The organism is Parashewanella hymeniacidonis (assembly GCF_016900895.1).
Classification (GTDB): Bacteria; Pseudomonadota; Gammaproteobacteria; order Enterobacterales; family Shewanellaceae; genus Parashewanella; species Parashewanella hymeniacidonis.
The window spans coordinates 30909-47010 of the sequence record NZ_JAFEUN010000019.1 but is presented as its reverse complement, the minus strand read 5'-3'; the positions used below and the strand labels follow the sequence as shown (position 1 = coordinate 47010).

12 protein-coding genes are annotated in these 16102 nt (G+C 39.7%); 3 read left to right on the top strand and 9 right to left on the bottom strand.

The window, feature by feature from the left end:
• Window positions 1-405 precede the first annotated feature (405 nt).
• From JQC92_RS05980 to JQC92_RS05965, 4 genes are all read right to left on the bottom strand, one after another.
• A complete protein-coding gene (locus JQC92_RS05980) occupies window positions 406-576 on the bottom strand; it encodes a hypothetical protein (RefSeq protein ID WP_204998796.1) in 171 nt (56 codons plus the stop codon).
• A 14-nt stretch (window positions 577-590) separates the two neighbouring features.
• Window positions 591-1001 (bottom strand): LysE family translocator, encoded by a 411-nt coding sequence (locus tag JQC92_RS05975; protein WP_204998795.1) that lies wholly within the window; start codon window positions 999-1001, stop codon window positions 591-593.
• A gap of 97 nt (window positions 1002-1098) precedes the next feature.
• Window positions 1099-1695 (bottom strand): LysE family translocator, encoded by a 597-nt coding sequence (locus JQC92_RS05970; protein ID WP_204998794.1) that lies wholly within the window; start codon window positions 1693-1695, stop codon window positions 1099-1101.
• A complete protein-coding gene (locus JQC92_RS05965; protein WP_204998793.1) occupies window positions 1695-2426 on the bottom strand; it encodes an SDR family oxidoreductase in 732 nt (243 codons plus the stop codon). Before JQC92_RS05965 ends, JQC92_RS05970 begins: the two co-directional genes overlap by 1 nt.
• A 170-nt stretch (window positions 2427-2596) precedes the next feature.
• Between JQC92_RS05965 and JQC92_RS05960 the strand changes: the two genes are divergently transcribed.
• Both JQC92_RS05960 and JQC92_RS05955 read left to right on the top strand, forming a co-directional pair.
• Complete coding sequence (locus JQC92_RS05960) at window positions 2597-4474, top strand: propionyl-CoA synthetase (protein WP_204998792.1); 1878 nt, start codon at window positions 2597-2599, stop codon at window positions 4472-4474.
• A 215-nt stretch (window positions 4475-4689) separates the two neighbouring features.
• A complete protein-coding gene (locus JQC92_RS05955) occupies window positions 4690-6876 on the top strand; it encodes a M3 family metallopeptidase (protein WP_204998791.1) in 2187 nt (728 codons plus the stop codon).
• An 877-nt stretch (window positions 6877-7753) separates the two neighbouring features.
• Here JQC92_RS05955 and JQC92_RS05950 read toward each other — a convergent pair.
• From JQC92_RS05950 to JQC92_RS05930, 5 genes are all read right to left on the bottom strand, one after another.
• Window positions 7754-9652 (bottom strand): hypothetical protein, encoded by a 1899-nt coding sequence (locus JQC92_RS05950; RefSeq protein ID WP_204998790.1) that lies wholly within the window; start codon window positions 9650-9652, stop codon window positions 7754-7756.
• Window positions 9653-10265: 613 nt separating this feature from the next.
• Window positions 10266-11237 (bottom strand): PstS family phosphate ABC transporter substrate-binding protein, encoded by a 972-nt coding sequence (locus JQC92_RS05945; RefSeq protein WP_204998789.1) that lies wholly within the window; start codon window positions 11235-11237, stop codon window positions 10266-10268.
• Between the two features lie 392 nt (window positions 11238-11629).
• Window positions 11630-12919: a phosphate regulon sensor histidine kinase PhoR gene (gene phoR / locus JQC92_RS05940; protein WP_204998788.1), complete on the bottom strand. Its 1290-nt coding sequence runs from the start codon at window positions 12917-12919 to the stop codon at window positions 11630-11632.
• A 92-nt stretch (window positions 12920-13011) separates the two neighbouring features.
• On the bottom strand, window positions 13012-13701 hold the full coding sequence (gene phoB / locus JQC92_RS05935) for a phosphate regulon transcriptional regulator PhoB (protein ID WP_204998787.1): 690 nt from the start codon (window positions 13699-13701) through the stop codon (window positions 13012-13014).
• A 197-nt stretch (window positions 13702-13898) separates the two neighbouring features.
• Entirely contained in the window at window positions 13899-14861 is a 963-nt protein-coding gene (locus JQC92_RS05930) for a porin (protein ID WP_204998786.1), read from the bottom strand.
• A 244-nt stretch (window positions 14862-15105) separates the two neighbouring features.
• Between JQC92_RS05930 and rdgC the strand changes: the two genes are divergently transcribed.
• On the top strand, window positions 15106-16014 hold the full coding sequence (gene rdgC, locus JQC92_RS05925; RefSeq protein ID WP_204998785.1) for a recombination-associated protein RdgC: 909 nt from the start codon (window positions 15106-15108) through the stop codon (window positions 16012-16014).
• The last annotated feature ends 88 nt before the right edge of the window (window positions 16015-16102 follow it).

The window sequence follows — 16102 nt, the reverse complement described above, 5'->3', positions numbered from 1 at the left end:
GGTGTTTTGTTCAGAATCGCCATTTTATTTTGATAGTTGTCGTGGTTGACTTATTATCTCAAAAATAAAGCTTTTCTCCTCAGATTTTTCTTCTTAATTTGTTACCCATGTTTGATGGGTTCCCACTTAAGCTCTGAATCAGTGTTAGCTTTCACTCAACAATTAATACTGAGCTGTAAACAAATTCAAAAACAAGAGATGAGTAAGAATGAAAAACCACAAACAGTTAAGTCATTATACAAATTAAGACAAGAGTTGAACTCAATCAATACACAGATATTCATTGCCCTTTCAAACAATAAAAATCAATATAAAAAGGACTGGTCACTGCACATTAAGAACCAATTGAGTACGCTTGGTATTAGTCAAACTCAATTAGATGCACTCCTCACCTCACTTAATTCATTAAGAAAAAAATAAAGCATAAACCACCATGACAACCATAGTGACAGCAAAGACTATCCGAGTTACCCGCAACTTTTTTGGTTCGCTCAAAAACGGCCTTAACACACCACCAGCGATTAACCACACCAATCCCGCCGTCGTGGCAACGAGCAAGCATCCTAAGGCGGTCATTAAATAGCTCATAGTTACGGTTTTATAAGGAATAAAAATTGAGCAAAGACAGCTAGAAATGATGCATAAATTTTAGGGTTGAGCAAATTAAGAATAAAGCCTTCTTTGAAAACAGGGGCGTCAATATCATTATCATTAGATAAAGCTGGAGCAGACGCCATTTTATAGGCCAGATATAGAATATAGAGCGCTCCTATGCTCTCACAGATCAATTTGGCATATGGATAATGCTCAAACAATGCAGCTAAGCCAAAGGCAGTAAGCGTTATGACTATACTCAGCCCACTCAGAATGCCTAATAAGAAAGGAATGCCTTTTTTTACACCAGAAGTCGCACCAACAGCCGCAAGAGCCAAGCATGCGGGGCCAGGAGAACCCAATAACATGAGTGCTGTGAAAACCAGTGAAACCCAGGCTTCAAGCATTATGCTCCTCCACTAGAACGATAAATGTATTAATTAAAATACATCTAAATAAAACCATGACCCATTCCATAATACATTTTCTCTGATGTTTTATTCGTTAAGAAAAGAATAAAGCGTAAATCACCATCAGGACCATTATTACAGCAAAGGTTATCCGTGTGACTCGCAACTTTTTAGGATCACTTAAAAACGGTCTTAATATTCCACCAGCCATCAACCAGAGCGTATCAACAAACACTGCAACAAAAAAACATCCAACTGCTGTCATCATGTAGCTTGTAACTTCAGTAGTATAAGGCAATAGAAATTGAGCAAAAACCGCTAAAAATGCAGCATACGCTTTGGGGTTCAGTAAGTTTAGAATAAAGCCATCTTTGAAATCTGGTACTTCGATATCATTTGCGTTTGATAAAGCAGGAGCCGATGCAATTTTATAGGCTACATACACGATATATATCGCACCTAAAACTTCACATACCAACTTAGCATATGGATAATGGTCGAATAACGTTGCTAGACCAACAGCTGCAAACGTAATAGCAACCACTAAACCGCTTAATATCCCCATTAAAAAAGGAATACCTTTCTTTACGCCTGCAGTTGCACCAACGGCGGCCAATGCTAAAGGTGCAGGACCTGGAGAACCTAATAGCAATAAGGACGTTAAAACCAGTGAAATCCATGCTTCGAGCATTATGCTCCTCCTGCTAAATCAATAAACGAACCCGTTACGAATGATGCTTCGTCAGACAATAGCCAAGCGATCGCTTGCGCAACTTCTTCTGGTTTTCCGCTTCGACCTAGTGGTAATGATTTACCGGTGCGAATGGCTCTATCAGATTCACCGCCATCGGCATGAATGCCCGTTTCAATCAAACCTGGCCGAACGCAATTTACTCGAATATTTTGTGGCGCCACCTCTAAAGACAACCCTTTCGTTAATGAATCAATCGCACCTTTAGACGCAGCGTAATCAATATATTCATTGGGAGCCCCTAGGCGCGAAGCTGCAGAACCCACATTCACAATTGCACTGCCGCTTTTCATTGTTGCTAGTGCAGCTTTGCTGCATAAAAAGTAACTGGTGACATTATTTGAAAGAATATGATTAATACGATCTTCTGATAACTCAACAAGTTGGGATTGTTTTTGTAAAATACCGACATTATTAACCAAGTGAGTAACGGCCCCTAACTCGGCATTTGTGAAATCAATTAGCTTGTTAACTTCGACTTCTTTTGAAACATCAGCTTGAAAAGATTTGGCAAAACCGCCCTGTTGAGAAATGATATTAACTAAGCTTTCAGCCAACTTACGATTGTTTTTATAATTAATGCAGATTTTATAGCCTTTTTTGGCAAGTAATAATGCCGTTGCGGCACCTATCCCTCTACTTGCTCCTGTAACCACGACAACTATATTCATGTATCTCCTTGTTAAATTGTGGGGTGCAGATTGTAACACGAACCATAATATTGTTTTTTGTAAGAGAGAATGAAAGCTCACCTACCCACTTCGACCTTTGTCTAATTTCCAAACTATAAGGTTTCACTACACTGAACCGACAACGGATGAAAGTTAAAGTGGGTGTGAATATGAGTTACCAGGAAGAGTACCTTCAATCAATTGAGAACTCCGAAGCGTTTTGGCATCAGAAGGCGGGATTAATTGACTGGTATAAATCACCTAAGCGACCTTTATCTCAAGATGCTGAAGGTTTTCATCGGTGGTACGCTGATGGTGAGCTTAACACCTCTTATTTAGCACTCGACTACCATGTTTCACAAGGTCGTGGTGATCAAGATGCCATTATCTATGATTCTCCAGTAACCAATACCATAAAAAAAATTACCTATTCTGAACTCACTGAGCAAGTCGCTAAATTTGCTGGCGCATTACAAAGTTTAGGCGTCGAAAAAGGCGATCGTGTTGTCATTTATATGCCCATGGTGCCAGAAGCAGCAGTGGCGATGCTAGCCTGTGCCCGTCTAGGCGCAGTGCACTCCGTGGTCTTTGGTGGCTTCGCCCCGCACGAGTTAGCCGTTAGAATTGAAGACGCTACACCTAAAGTGATTGTTTCAGCCTCTTGTGGTATCGAAGTAGATAAGGTTCTACCGTATAAACCATTATTGGATGATGCTATCGAGCAATCAGAGCACAAACCGTCTCATTGTGTCATTCTTCAACGTCCACAAGTGAATGCTGAATTAATTGAAGGGCGTGATTTAGATTGGGCAGAACTGACCTCTAAAGCATCACCTGCCGATCCTGTTGCCTTGAAAGGTACTGATCCTCTTTATATTCTTTATACTTCAGGTACAACAGGAAAACCGAAAGGTGTTATGCGTGATAATGGTGGCCATGCCGTAGCATTACGCTACTCAATGGACACCGTTTATGGCGTTGAACCCGGTGATGTATATTGGGCAGCCTCAGATGTTGGTTGGGTCGTCGGCCATTCATACATTGTTTATGCCCCTCTTTTAACGGGCTGCACAACCATTATCTATGAGGGTAAACCAGTCAAAACGCCAGACGCAGGAGCCTTTTGGCGAGTATGTGCTGAGCATAACGTAAAAACAATGTTCACTGCGCCCACGGCCTTTCGCGCCGTTCGCAAGGATGATCCTGAAGCTGAGTTTCTAAAACAATATGATCTCAGTAAGTTAGAACGTTTGTACCTCGCCGGAGAACGTTTAGATCCGCCAACTTACCACTGGTTACAAGAAAAGACAGGTTTACCACTCGTTGATCATTGGTGGCAAACGGAGACAGGTTGGCCTATTGCAGCGAACCCTGTTGGCCTTGAAATGATGGAAACAAAGCCCGGATCAGCAACCGTGCCTGTACCGGGTTTCAATATTGATATTTTGGATGAGTCAGGTGAAAAACTTACGACGAACGAACAAGGTTTTGTCGCCATTCAACTGCCGTTACCACCAGGTTGCTTACCGACCATTTGGGGCGATTCTGACCGTTTTCGTCGTTCTTATTTGGAACAGTTCCCTGGTTACTATGTTTCTGGTGATGGTGGTTATATCGATGATGATGGCTACTTATTCATTATGGGCAGAACCGATGATGTGATTAATGTCGCCGGCCACCGACTTTCAACTGGTGAAATGGAAGAAATTGTTGCCTCACATCATGCTATTGCAGAGTGTGCAGTTATTGGCGTACAAGATGAACTTAAGGGTCAACTACCACTCGGGCTCGTCGTATTAAAAGATGGTATTGAGCTTCAACATCAAACCATTCAAAAAGAGTTAGTACATTTAGTTCGAGAACAAATTGGTGCTATTGCCTGCTTCAAAACAGCTCTGATTGTCGAAAGGCTACCCAAAACTCGCTCAGGTAAGATTTTACGCAAAGTGTTGAGGCAAATTGTTGATGGGCAAGAGTATGTCATTCCATCAACCATTGACGATCCAGCAATACTTGATGAGATTAAACAACAGCTACGTCCCTTTTAAATAGATCACTGAATAGTCTCATGGGTATAAATTCACTTTTTGAAATATTTGTTACAAAGTTTAGTGGATTTGACTAGCTCTGCCCCCTCGATTCGTGGTAAAAAAATAGATTACTTATTTTAACCCTCAAGCCAGTAGCTGTCTTGAGGGTTTTCTACATCAGCTATTCATACTTAATGAATGGCAAAAAACAACAACAGAATGGGAGAACCCAAATGAAAGGTTCGAGAATCAAGCCCTTAGTCAGCGCTATTACTTTAGCGTTAGCCTTAACAGCTTGCGGTAGCGAAGAAACAGAAGACAAAGCAACGCAAGGTGCAACCAAACCTGCTAAAGCTGTAGAGCAAGTTGCAGCCAAGCAAGCTGACAACCCATTCTTCAAGCCATACGACACTTTCTTTGGCATGCCTGATTTTGCAAAAATCAAAGAAGAACATTACCTTCCAGCATTCAAAGAAGGCATTAAACAGCAACGTGCTGAAATTGATGCTATTGCCAATAACACTGACGAGCCTACATTTGCGAACACCATTGAAGCAATGGAGTTTTCAGGTAACTTAGTCTCTAAAGTTGCGAGTGTTTTTTATAACTTAACTGGCGCAGATACTACTGACAAACTTCAAGAGCTTAGCAAAGAAGTTTCTCCAATGCTCTCATCACTAAACGATGATATCTACCTAAACGATAAGCTGTTTCAGCGTGTTAAATCAGTTTACGAGCGCAGAAATGCACTCAATCTAAATACGGCACAAACTCGCCTTTTAGAGAACAGCTATAAATCATTCACTCGTGGCGGTGCAAACCTGAACGAAGCGGATAAAGAAAAACTGCGTGACTTAAATGCTCAAATCGGCAAGCTAAACCTTAAGTTTGGTGACAACCTACTTGCTGAAACAAACGCATTTGAAATGGTTATCGACAACAAGGAAGACCTTGCAGGTTTACCTGACGATGTCATCGCAAGTGCGGCTAACATGGCTACTAAACGTGGACATGAAGGCAAGTGGGTATTCACTACGTCACGCCCATCTATCACGCCGTTTTTAACTTATGCAGACAACCGTGAATTACGTGAAAAAATCTACAAAGGTTATATCGAGCGCGGTAACAACGACAATGCGAATGACAACAAAGAAACATTAGCAAAAATCGCAGCATTACGTGCTGAGCGTGCTCAATTAATGGGTTATAAAACTCACGCCGATTTCGTATTAGAAGAGCGTACCGCTAAAACTGCAGACAATGTTTATAAACTGCTAAACCGTATCTGGCCTGCTGCCTTAGCACAAGCAAAAGCTGAAGCTGCTGACATTCAAAAAATGATTGATGCAGACGGTGGCAAGTTCAAAGTTGCGGCTTGGGATTGGTGGTATTACTCTGACAAAATTCGTGTTGCTAAATACAGCTTTAACGAACAACAAACTCGTCCATATTTCTCATTAGAAAATACGCTTAAGGGTGTGTTCTATACGGCTAACCGCCTATACGGCATAACAGTTAAAGAGCGTACTGACTTGCCTAAATACAACGAAGAAGTTCGTACTTGGGAAGTTTACGACAAAAACGATGAGCTGATGGCTGTATTCATGGGTGACTACTTCATTCGTGATAGCAAGCGTGGTGGTGCGTGGATGAATTCTTACCGTCAACAATACAACATGAATGGTGTTGATTCTAAACCTATCATCGTTAACGTATTGAACTACCCTCGCCCAGCTGAAGGTGAGCCAGCATTATTAACGTTTGACGAAGCAAGCACATTATTCCATGAGTTTGGTCATGCATTGCACGGTATGCTTTCAAAAGTAAACTACCGCTCACAAGCAGGTACTTCTGTACCGCGTGACTATGTTGAGTTCCCATCTCAAGTAATGGAGAACTGGATGACTCAGCCTGAAGTGTTAGCGCAGTTTGCTAAGCACTACAAAACAGGTGAAGTTATTCCACAAGAGCTTGTAAATAAAATTCAAGCTGCAAGCAAATTCAACCAAGGCTTTGCCACCGTTGAATACATGGCTGCAACGCTACTTGATTTAGATTGGCATACACTGACTGATACTAAGCCTCAAGATGCTGCTGCATTTGAAACTGCATCAGTTAAAAAAATGGGCTTAATTGGTGAGATTGCACCGCGCTATCGCAGCACGTACTTCTCGCACATTTTTGCAGGTGGTTACAGTGCTGGTTACTACAGCTACATTTGGTCTGATATCTTAGGTGCTGACGCATTCGAAGCGTTTAAAGAAAACGGTATCTTTGATAAAGCTACAGCGGAAGCTTTTATGGGTACCGTTCTTTCACAAGGTGGAAGTGAAGATCCTATGAAGCTGTATAAAGAGTTCCGTGGTAAAGAAGCTGGTATCGAGCCATTGCTTCGTAGCCGTGGTTTGCTAGCTCAGTAATTTAACTCATTTGATGATGAGTACTTTTATTTGAGATTATTCAAATAAGCACGGCTCAAACTTGATGAATTTTATAAATCCGATACCAGATTTTCTGATATCGGATTTTTTATGCGTCAATGATCGTATTACCATCGAGCGAAGGGGCTTCAGAGTGAGGCGCAAGTTTGAAGTACTATCGGGATAACATAAAAACGTGCAACAAAAAATTATGGTGTCGGTGGACAATAAAATTCAAATAAAACAATAAAGCTTAAAACTTTTCGGGCTGTTTAAGCTGGCAATCACCTTCATTTTAACCAGCTTCTGCCCCAAACCTTTATAGGTTTCAATGAGCTAAATTCAAAATAATATCGTCATTCCCACTTATCTATAGTGAGAATCCAGCGCCTTACCTTATTGATTTGAAACATCGCGTTAAATGCTTAAACAGCAAAACTTCTATGAAGTTTATAAAGTCGTGGGGCTGCACACCACACCGCCAAAAGGGGAATTCTTCAGCAAATTCCCCTTTGGAAACCCCAGTGCCGCCCCGCAAAGTTAAACGTAATTCCTCTTATGGCAAAAAATAACTAACGCTTCCTATGGTGCATCTGATAGGCAGGACGCTTGAATGTCGTGAAGCACATGGATGTGCTATAACGACCATGCACCCCAGAATCTAGCGCAGCGTCCATGCTGCGCATACGCTATTTTTAACCAACTGGGAATTACAACTTTGCCATGGGGAACTGTTGCAGCCCTCAACGTTATCTGAAATTACTGGCTTGGTTTTGCCCCAAATGTAAGCTTGCGACTAAATAAATCCTACTTGGAAAGTCTAATTTTACTTCAGTAAAATCCAAGCACATTTGAGATGGATATTTTGTTAGAACACTCAGTTATTCAGTGGGGTATAACTTGCGGCTTTTAACTTAGAAGTTTGCTTCCCTTTACCAAAGTAGGCAACGAAAGGAGTTAGTCTTTTCATGTCTGTTGAAATTAAGAATTTTTCATCAGAGTTAGTTCTACTAGTCAAGTGTAATATAATATCTGAACTCCTATCACTTTTTACTTGTACTTCGAATACTAGTTTTGCTGTCGCTGGGTTGATATGTGAAACTTTAGATAATTGTTCTGGTTTCATATTTCTATCGAAACATGTTGCGTCAGAAAAACGCAAAACGCACAAGTTATGGTTACCCAACATGGAGTCAATATCTTCAGGCTTAACAAGGTCTTTTATTATTTGTTCTCTTGTATTTTCAAAAAAACCAACACAAGTTCCGTTGCCTTCATCTGTGAAATCAAATTTAAACTCATAAGTTCCTGGCGCATTGCAAATACAATTTAAGCAACATAAAGCTACGTTGTTTTCAGATGAAGCCCTTTCTACGTAAGAGCCACTTAAATTTTTAGCTACTGTAATATTTCCAACAATATACTTCGGGCAAAACCCCACTATTTCAGGCCAGCTATAATCAGACATAGACAGCCTTTGGATTTCTGTCATTATAGTAGGATGTTGAGGCCGATGCACCTCGGGAGATTCCAGTTGTGGGGCAGTAAATTCTCCATGAAGGAGAGTAATCTTTTTTTCCATTCCTGCATAGAATCCGACTAAGGGTCTCAAAGGTACAGAAACATTAGAGAATACAGGCTGCCCATTAGGGTGGGCTTTATCGCAAAGTTGAGGTCTGTTGTCGACAGTAAACCATATATCAGCTTTATTTTTTGTCACAGTTATTTTCATTTCCACCGAAGTTCCTTGCTCCCAGAATTTATCAACCTTTATCCCTTTAGCCTCTTTTCCATTTTGATAAACCCTGCCATGAAAGGAACGAATGCAATGCACCTTTGAACTCGCATAAATATTATTACCCGCTCTATTTACTGCATCAATTAACTCTAAAGCCGAAAGTGTTAAATCAACATTGGGTACAACCCCTATGCAACAACTGGCTCCTTGGTCACGTTCCACAATGAAGAGGAAGGTATATTCACCAGGTAAATACACTACTGAATTAATTAACCCTATTGCATTGCCATGGTAATTTTCAGGACGAGTTAATACATTATTAACACCTTCGTAAAAACCTATATCTGTACTACCTTCTGTTTGGCTTTTATCAAATGCAACCGTATCAGGAAAAGAGAAATAGTCCGATTTATCTTGTAAGGCTGATGTTTTGGTGATCGCCAAAGATGCTGACGCAGACGAGGAATGACTGTCAATGGTTGATGGAACTTCCGGTGAGTGGTATTTCAACCTAACAGTAACGTTTCGGAGTTTTTGATGTGCTGGAGTTCCACATTGTTGTCTTTGTGTTAATCTATAGATACTTCGAATAAAGTCATTACACTTTGTATCTTCAAATAAAGTCGTTTCACTGCTCTTATCTTTAGGTATTTTAAATTCAACAATTATTGACGCATCTTCCGCCGAACATACAAATAAACGAATAACTCTACAGGTTTCCCCCCCTTCATTAAGTGTTTCACTCGTTATGCTGAAATTACGTTGTATATCCATTGGTAATTGTTCTAAAAGTTCTATAAAACCTTCTAGGTAGATACTGCATGGATATTTTGTGTATTCAGCTTCTTCCTTACCTGCTAGTTTAAGATAGCCTAGCACCAAGCCAATGGATGTTTTTGTTCTTTCATGGTCTTTATAATCCATGAACTTCAGATTTTTTAAAATGTCTACATCTGCCATTTTGGAAAAATCAATTGGCTGTTGGCAAGAGGCTAAACTTAAAGGGTATACTCTAGTATCAGGAAAAGCTGCACTCATAAATCTTCACTCCACATTCCTAATGTAACGTTTTAAATACGACGTCTGGTTCAGGCAGCTCTATGCTGATATCACCTACAATCTAGTAAATTAACGCAGCTCATAAGTTATAAATAATGAATTTTATTTAACCTCTGTAGGATTAACAAAATTCCATCAGGAATATCTAGGTAGAGTTACGAGTCAAATGTAATAACCGTGATCTGTAAGTTTGGGAGACCGTTTATCTTTCATTTAAATGTTATTTGAGGAAGTTATATCCAGTTAATTGTGATGCTATTATTTATCAAATTAGGAAAGACTTAGCGTAATCTGAGCCCTACTTAGAGTATTTAACCTAACTCATTTCTGGCAAACTTTTATCCGACAAAAGTGAGTTTCGAACTTCGGAAGTAAAAAGTTTCAAACTTTAATGTCCTCCAGCATATGAAAATCTTTCGCCTTGTCCTTCGGGAGTTTTTCAGCGGCTAAACTACTCTGAGTGGGTCACATTTGATTACATATCGAGAATGGAGTGAAATACAGCTTTCATTTAAAAAGGCTTAGACCTATGCCAGTCAGGATTACTGACTGGCATTTTCAAATGAAATCTCTAATGATGAGAAGTCACTATTTATAATTTAATACCAAGCTTTTTAAGATCTTTCATTGCTACTTTACTTGGAAGTGCAACATAGCCATCTTTCTCAACAACTTTTTGACCTTGTTTAGACAATATATAGCGTAAATACTCACGCTGCATTGGGTCTAAATCCTTGTTCGGATGCTTGTTTACATAAACATATAAGTAACGCGAAAGTGGGTAAGTACCGTTAGCAGCATTTTCAGATGTTGCTTTGATATACTTTTTGCCTTTCTTAGACAATGCCACTGCTTTTACGCCAGCCGTTTTATAACCGATACCTGAATAGCCAATAGCATTTAAAGATTGAGATGCAGACTGCACTACAGATGCAGAACCTGGTTGCTCGTTAACATTCGCTTTGAAATCACCTTTACAAAGTGCTTTCTTTTTGAAGTAACCGTAAGTACCAGAAACTGAGTTGCGGCCGTATAACTGAATGTCTTTTTGAGCCCAGTTACCTTTCAAACCAACATCACCCCAACGCTTAACGTCTTTACCACCACACTTGTGAGTAGAAGAAAAAATGCCATCGATTTGTTGAATGCTTAATCCCTTCACTGGGTTATCTTTGTGTACAAAAACAGCCAGAGCATCAATTGCAACACGAACGGCTGTTGGCTTATAGCCATAATGCTTTTCAAATGATTCAACTTCATTAGGCTTCATTTTACGGCTCATTGGACCAAATTGAGACGTACCTTCAGTTAATGCTGGAGGTGCAGTTGAAGAACCTGCTGCTTGAATCTGAATGTTTACGTTTGGATAAAGTTGTTGAAACTCTTCAGCCCATAGCGTCATCATGTTTGCTAAAGTATCAGAACCAACAGAAGATAGATTACCAGAAACACCACTGCTCTTCTCGTAAGTCGGCAATTTAGGGTCGATTGCTGCTGTAGAAGCTACAGAGAATAGCCCAGCTGCAGTTAAAGTCATAGCGCCGACAAGCCTTGTCAGTTTCATTTTATGCTCCAAAGTTATGTAGAGTTATTTTCAAAACAACATCAGTATCAATTGCAACGATGACAATTCTATTTCCATTAGGTTACATTTAAATGACAATTTGACATTTTTACTACACATTTATGTCAGTTCGTGTCGCATTTTGGGCCTTAAAAAAACGAAAAAGCTCTGAATAAAATCAGAGCCTTATAAATATTAAGCTAGGGATACTGGAATCAGTAACATTTTGATAGTAAAACTGACCTCTGTATTTTAATCCGTAGTGCGACTCATTTTATGTAGTCATAAGTGTTTCAGCTCGTAATAGTTAATCTACTTTGGGCTGAAACAACAACGAAATACGCATAAATAGTTGTGCTGAAGAGGTTTGCTTATCCCTCGCTCAGATTAGATTACTCAATCAAATGGGTTGGTATTACAAAGCTGAATGTACTGCCTTTACCTAGCTCACTTTCAACAGAAAGCTCACTGTGATGGTGGCTCAATGCATGCTTCACGATAGATAAACCGAGCCCCGTACCTCCGCTTTTTCTTGAGCGAGCATCATCTACCCGGTAAAAACGTTCAGTCAAACGAGCGATGTGTTGAGGAGCAATACCGTATCCAGTATCTTGAACACTGAATTCAGCCCCGGTTGAAACCAACCGCCATGAAACGGTTATAGTGCCCCCCTCATCCGTATAACGTATTGCGTTAGATACAAGGTTACTACAGGCACTTCTGAGTTGAAGCTCATCGCCATGAGGGTCAATCGAGTCATCGTAATCAAATTTCAAAATATAATTGCCTTGAGCGAGTGCTTCTGCTTCCTCTTTAAGTGTTTTCATAAGCTTAGACATCGAAATGGTATGCTTAAGATCAATATCTACAGCATCTTCAATACGAGAGAGAACTAACAATTGTTCCACCATAGACTTCATCCGCTTTGATTGCTGCTGCATCAAACTTAGGGCATGATGATTCATATCCCCTTCAGGAATGGTGTCTTGCATCATTTCCAGATAGCCTTGCAAAACAGTCAATGGTGTTTTTAATTCATGAGACACATTCGCAACAAACTCTCTTCTCATGCCTTCCAATTGTCTGATTCTTGAAATATCACGGGCTATTAACAATAGTTGCCGATCACCATACCCCATCAATCTAATCTCAAGTAAATGAGAATCTGAAGCTGGGGAAGGCAACTCTAGTGGCTCATCAAACTTTGCTTTCCTTAAGTAAGACGCAAAATCCGGATGCCTGATTAGGTTGTTAATTCGCTGCCCGTTATCCTGAGGCCAAACTAAACCTAAACTTAATTGTGCAAGCTTATTACACCAAACAATGTTTAATTCAGAGTCGAGTACTACTGCGGCATCGGGTAATGCTTCAGCACCTTGTCGAAATCGTGCTAAGAGTGAAGCCAGCTGTCCGACTCTTCTACGATTTTTCCCTTGAAGGCGATAAATACCATTGAACACACCTTCCCACGTTCCACTGCCTTGAGGTGGCGTAAGTCTTCTATCAAGCCATAACCAATAATTTAAACGAGATAATTGGCGATAATTCCAAAAGAGTAAGATTAGGCTACCGATAAGTAGAGATAAAGTGATGTGACCAATCAGGACGCCGACCAACAGGAAGACCAAAAAGAACACCACTAAACGGGTCACTAATCGATATCCTGAATAAGATTCGTACATATAAAGTTCTCGAAATGTTTCAAGAAAAGTTAAAGACTATTTAATCATGTTAAATTGAATAATCTTTAATGAAAATACTTTTTTATTTGTTTTTACAGTCGTGCCGAAAAACGATAGCCCGCCCCGCGGACAGTTTGAATTAAGCGATCATGCCCAGAAGGCTCAACCGCCTTTCTCAAACGTCGAATGTGTACATCAACGGTTCTATCTTCCACATACACATTCGTGCCCCAAACGTTATCTAGGAGCTGCTCTCGACTATAAACACGCTCAGGGTGTGTCATGAAAAAGTGCAATAAACGAAACTCTGTTGGTCCCATATCCAGTACTTGTTCACCAACACTTACTCTGTGACTGATTGGGTCTAGCATTAAGCCTTGCACATCTATCGATTCTTCCAGACGTGTAGGTGCCGTTCTTCTTAACACTGCTTTAATACGTGCAACGAGTTCTTTAGGAGAAAAAGGCTTCGTGATGTAATCATCAGCACCCACTTCAAGCCCTTTAACTTTGTCTTCCTCTTCACCACGAGCTGTTAGCATGATGATTGGAGTCTGACGGGTAAATTCATCTTGCTTTAAATGCTTTGCAAATTGAATTCCACTACCACCAGGAAACATCCAATCTAGCAATACTAGATCTGGGTAGGGTTCTTGAATTGCAGATACGGCTGAATCATAATCTTCAGCTGATATTGTGCTGAAGCCGTGTTGCTCAAGAACAAAGGTTAACATTTCCCTGATTGCGAGCTCATCTTCGACGATCAAAATCCTTGCTGTCATTTCTCGTTCTCTATCATTGAGTTGATTTGGTTATATCTTATTAAAAGAAACAAATATGACACTATTATTAAAAAGCTTACTGATTTGTTTCATTTTTGTTCAATTTTTATGAAACACAGTTTTTTCAGCATTAATTTAAAGTAAAAAACGATCGCTAGATACAAAAAGAGGCCTTTCGGCCTCTATTCTATGTGCGCTTAAAACTTATGTTCAATACCAACACCATAGTAATTGCTATCTACACTTTCACCTTCATATTGGCGAGTGGTATAAAACGCAAACACTTTCGTCGGCTTAGCTAACTTGTAATCTGCGCCAACAGACCATGAATCACCTTTGTCTTCCATATCTTGACGTTGTAATTTCAAGGTTGTTTTATCAATGGTGTATGCAGCACTTAATACGTAACCGTTCGTGCTTTCACTTCCTATCTTAATAGACTCTTGTTGCTGGAACATACCACCAAGCTTCAACGCACCGATTTTACCTTGAACAGTAGCACGAAGAATATCATAACCAGCAACATCTGAATCATACGCTACAGATGCGAATACTTTAGACTTCTTAAGTTTTGAGTCACCGTACATAGCAGTAACGCCGAAACCGTCACCTTCATACATATACGTTTTGTCGTCTTTTAAATAAGTGGCTTTTTGCTTACTGTCACCTTCGGCTACATAAGTCGCACCAAATTTAAAGCCAGAGAAGCTAGGCGTATAATAAGTCACAGTTTGCGCTAAACGGTTATCACCTTTGAAAAGCTTTTTAATGTCGCCATCTAAATCGTTAAATAAATCAATTTTACCTTGTGATTTCTTAGTTACCGTATCGTTACGACCAACCATAACAGTACCAAAACCACCTCTTAAACCTATAAATTGATTACGAGCTTCAAAATTATCTTTGTCATCAGAACTGACATCTACTTCATATTCAATTGTATAGAAAGCTTCAAGGTCATTACCTAAATCATAAAAACCTTTGACACCTAGACGTGAAGCATTACTTTGAATTTTAGTTTCATCTGCTGAAGAGGTATCAATCTTTTGAGCGGTAACATTCAATTTACCGTATACACTGACTACATCACCAGCAAACGCTGATGCAGAAAATAGAGATACTACTGCTGAAGCCAAAAGAGTTTTGTTTAGCGCCTTCATTTTTATTTCCTTGTGATGACGATTTCATCTTATTACATCGTTTAGATGCGACAATTTTGCAATGTTTATGTTTCAGTTTTATTGCAAAGTAGAAATATTATATTCTTATTAGTGAAACAAAACATTCATTGAAGATACATTTAATTGTTAATAATCGTGTATTGAGTAAATCAAAATTAAATTATCCTAAAGGCCGCTTATTTGAGGTAGAATTCATTTTTTATAAGTTAGAGTCTGAATTTCTATGTGGTTTAAAAACCTGACAATTTATCGCTTCAACAAGCCTTTTTCTGTTGATACAGAGCAACTTGAGTCTTCTTTAGAGGCTTTCACATTTAGCCCATGTTCAAGCCAAGACATCAGTAAGGTTGGTTTCTCAAATGCACTCGGAAAATTAGGGCAAACACTTGTTCATTCTGCGAACGGTAACCACTTAATCTCGATCACAAAGGAAGAAAAGCTTCTGCCTGCACAGGTTATTAAAGAAGCTTTAGAAGATAAAGTTGCCCAACTAGAAGATCAAGAAAACCGTAAAATCACCAAAAAAGAAAAAGACTCGATGAAAGATGAGATCATCATGACGCTATTACCGCGTGCATTTTCTCGTCGCAGTCAAATTCGTGCGTTAATTTTGTCTCAACAAAATCTCGTTCTGGTCGATTCTTCGAGTGCAACTAAAGCTGAAGAGTTATTAGCATTACTCAGAAAAGCGTTGGGTAGCTTGCCAGTAATTCCTCTAAGCTTCACTCAACCTATTGAAAATACTCTGACAAACTGGTTAACCGAAAACTCAGTGCCTGCAGCATTTGAAGTACAAGATGAAGCAGAGCTTAAATCCGACTCTGATGAAGGTGGGATAGTACGCTTCAAACAACAAGAGTTATTTGAAGAAGAAGTACTTGCACACTTAGAAACAGGGAAGCAAGTTCATAAATTAGCGTTACATTTCGGGAATTCGATTTCGTTCGTTTTGCAGTCTGATGCGAGCATGAAACGTTTAAAGTTCTCTGAAGAGTTTAGAGCGAATAATGACGATGTCGGCAATGAAGATCCGCTCGCTAAAATGGATGCTGACTTTGCTTTGATGTGCGGTGAATTGTCGGCTTTGTTAGATTCATCAATACAAGCGCTAGGTGGTATTGAAGAAAACTAGATGCTGCTTATCTTTGTGGATTAAATTTTGTGCTATTTGAGCGTTTACCCTATTTAAGGCGTGGACAGTGAACTCAGCCATCAAAGTA

Coding starts and splice junctions, on each gene's coding strand:
- JQC92_RS05980 (WP_204998796.1), bottom strand. CDS start 576: ATGACCGCCTTAGGATGCTTGCTCGTTGCCACGACGGCGGGATTGGTG.
- JQC92_RS05975 (WP_204998795.1), bottom strand. CDS start 1,001: ATGCTTGAAGCCTGGGTTTCACTGGTTTTCACAGCACTCATGTTATTG.
- JQC92_RS05970 (WP_204998794.1), bottom strand. CDS start 1,695: ATGCTCGAAGCATGGATTTCACTGGTTTTAACGTCCTTATTGCTATTA.
- JQC92_RS05965 (WP_204998793.1), bottom strand. CDS start 2,426: ATGAATATAGTTGTCGTGGTTACAGGAGCAAGTAGAGGGATAGGTGCC.
- JQC92_RS05960 (WP_204998792.1), top strand. CDS start 2,597: ATGAGTTACCAGGAAGAGTACCTTCAATCAATTGAGAACTCCGAAGCG.
- JQC92_RS05955 (WP_204998791.1), top strand. CDS start 4,690: ATGAAAGGTTCGAGAATCAAGCCCTTAGTCAGCGCTATTACTTTAGCG.
- JQC92_RS05950 (WP_204998790.1), bottom strand. CDS start 9,652: ATGAGTGCAGCTTTTCCTGATACTAGAGTATACCCTTTAAGTTTAGCC.
- JQC92_RS05945 (WP_204998789.1), bottom strand. CDS start 11,237: ATGAAACTGACAAGGCTTGTCGGCGCTATGACTTTAACTGCAGCTGGG.
- phoR (WP_204998788.1), bottom strand. CDS start 12,919: ATGTACGAATCTTATTCAGGATATCGATTAGTGACCCGTTTAGTGGTG.
- phoB (WP_204998787.1), bottom strand. CDS start 13,701: ATGACAGCAAGGATTTTGATCGTCGAAGATGAGCTCGCAATCAGGGAA.
- JQC92_RS05930 (WP_204998786.1), bottom strand. CDS start 14,861: ATGAAGGCGCTAAACAAAACTCTTTTGGCTTCAGCAGTAGTATCTCTA.
- rdgC (WP_204998785.1), top strand. CDS start 15,106: ATGTGGTTTAAAAACCTGACAATTTATCGCTTCAACAAGCCTTTTTCT.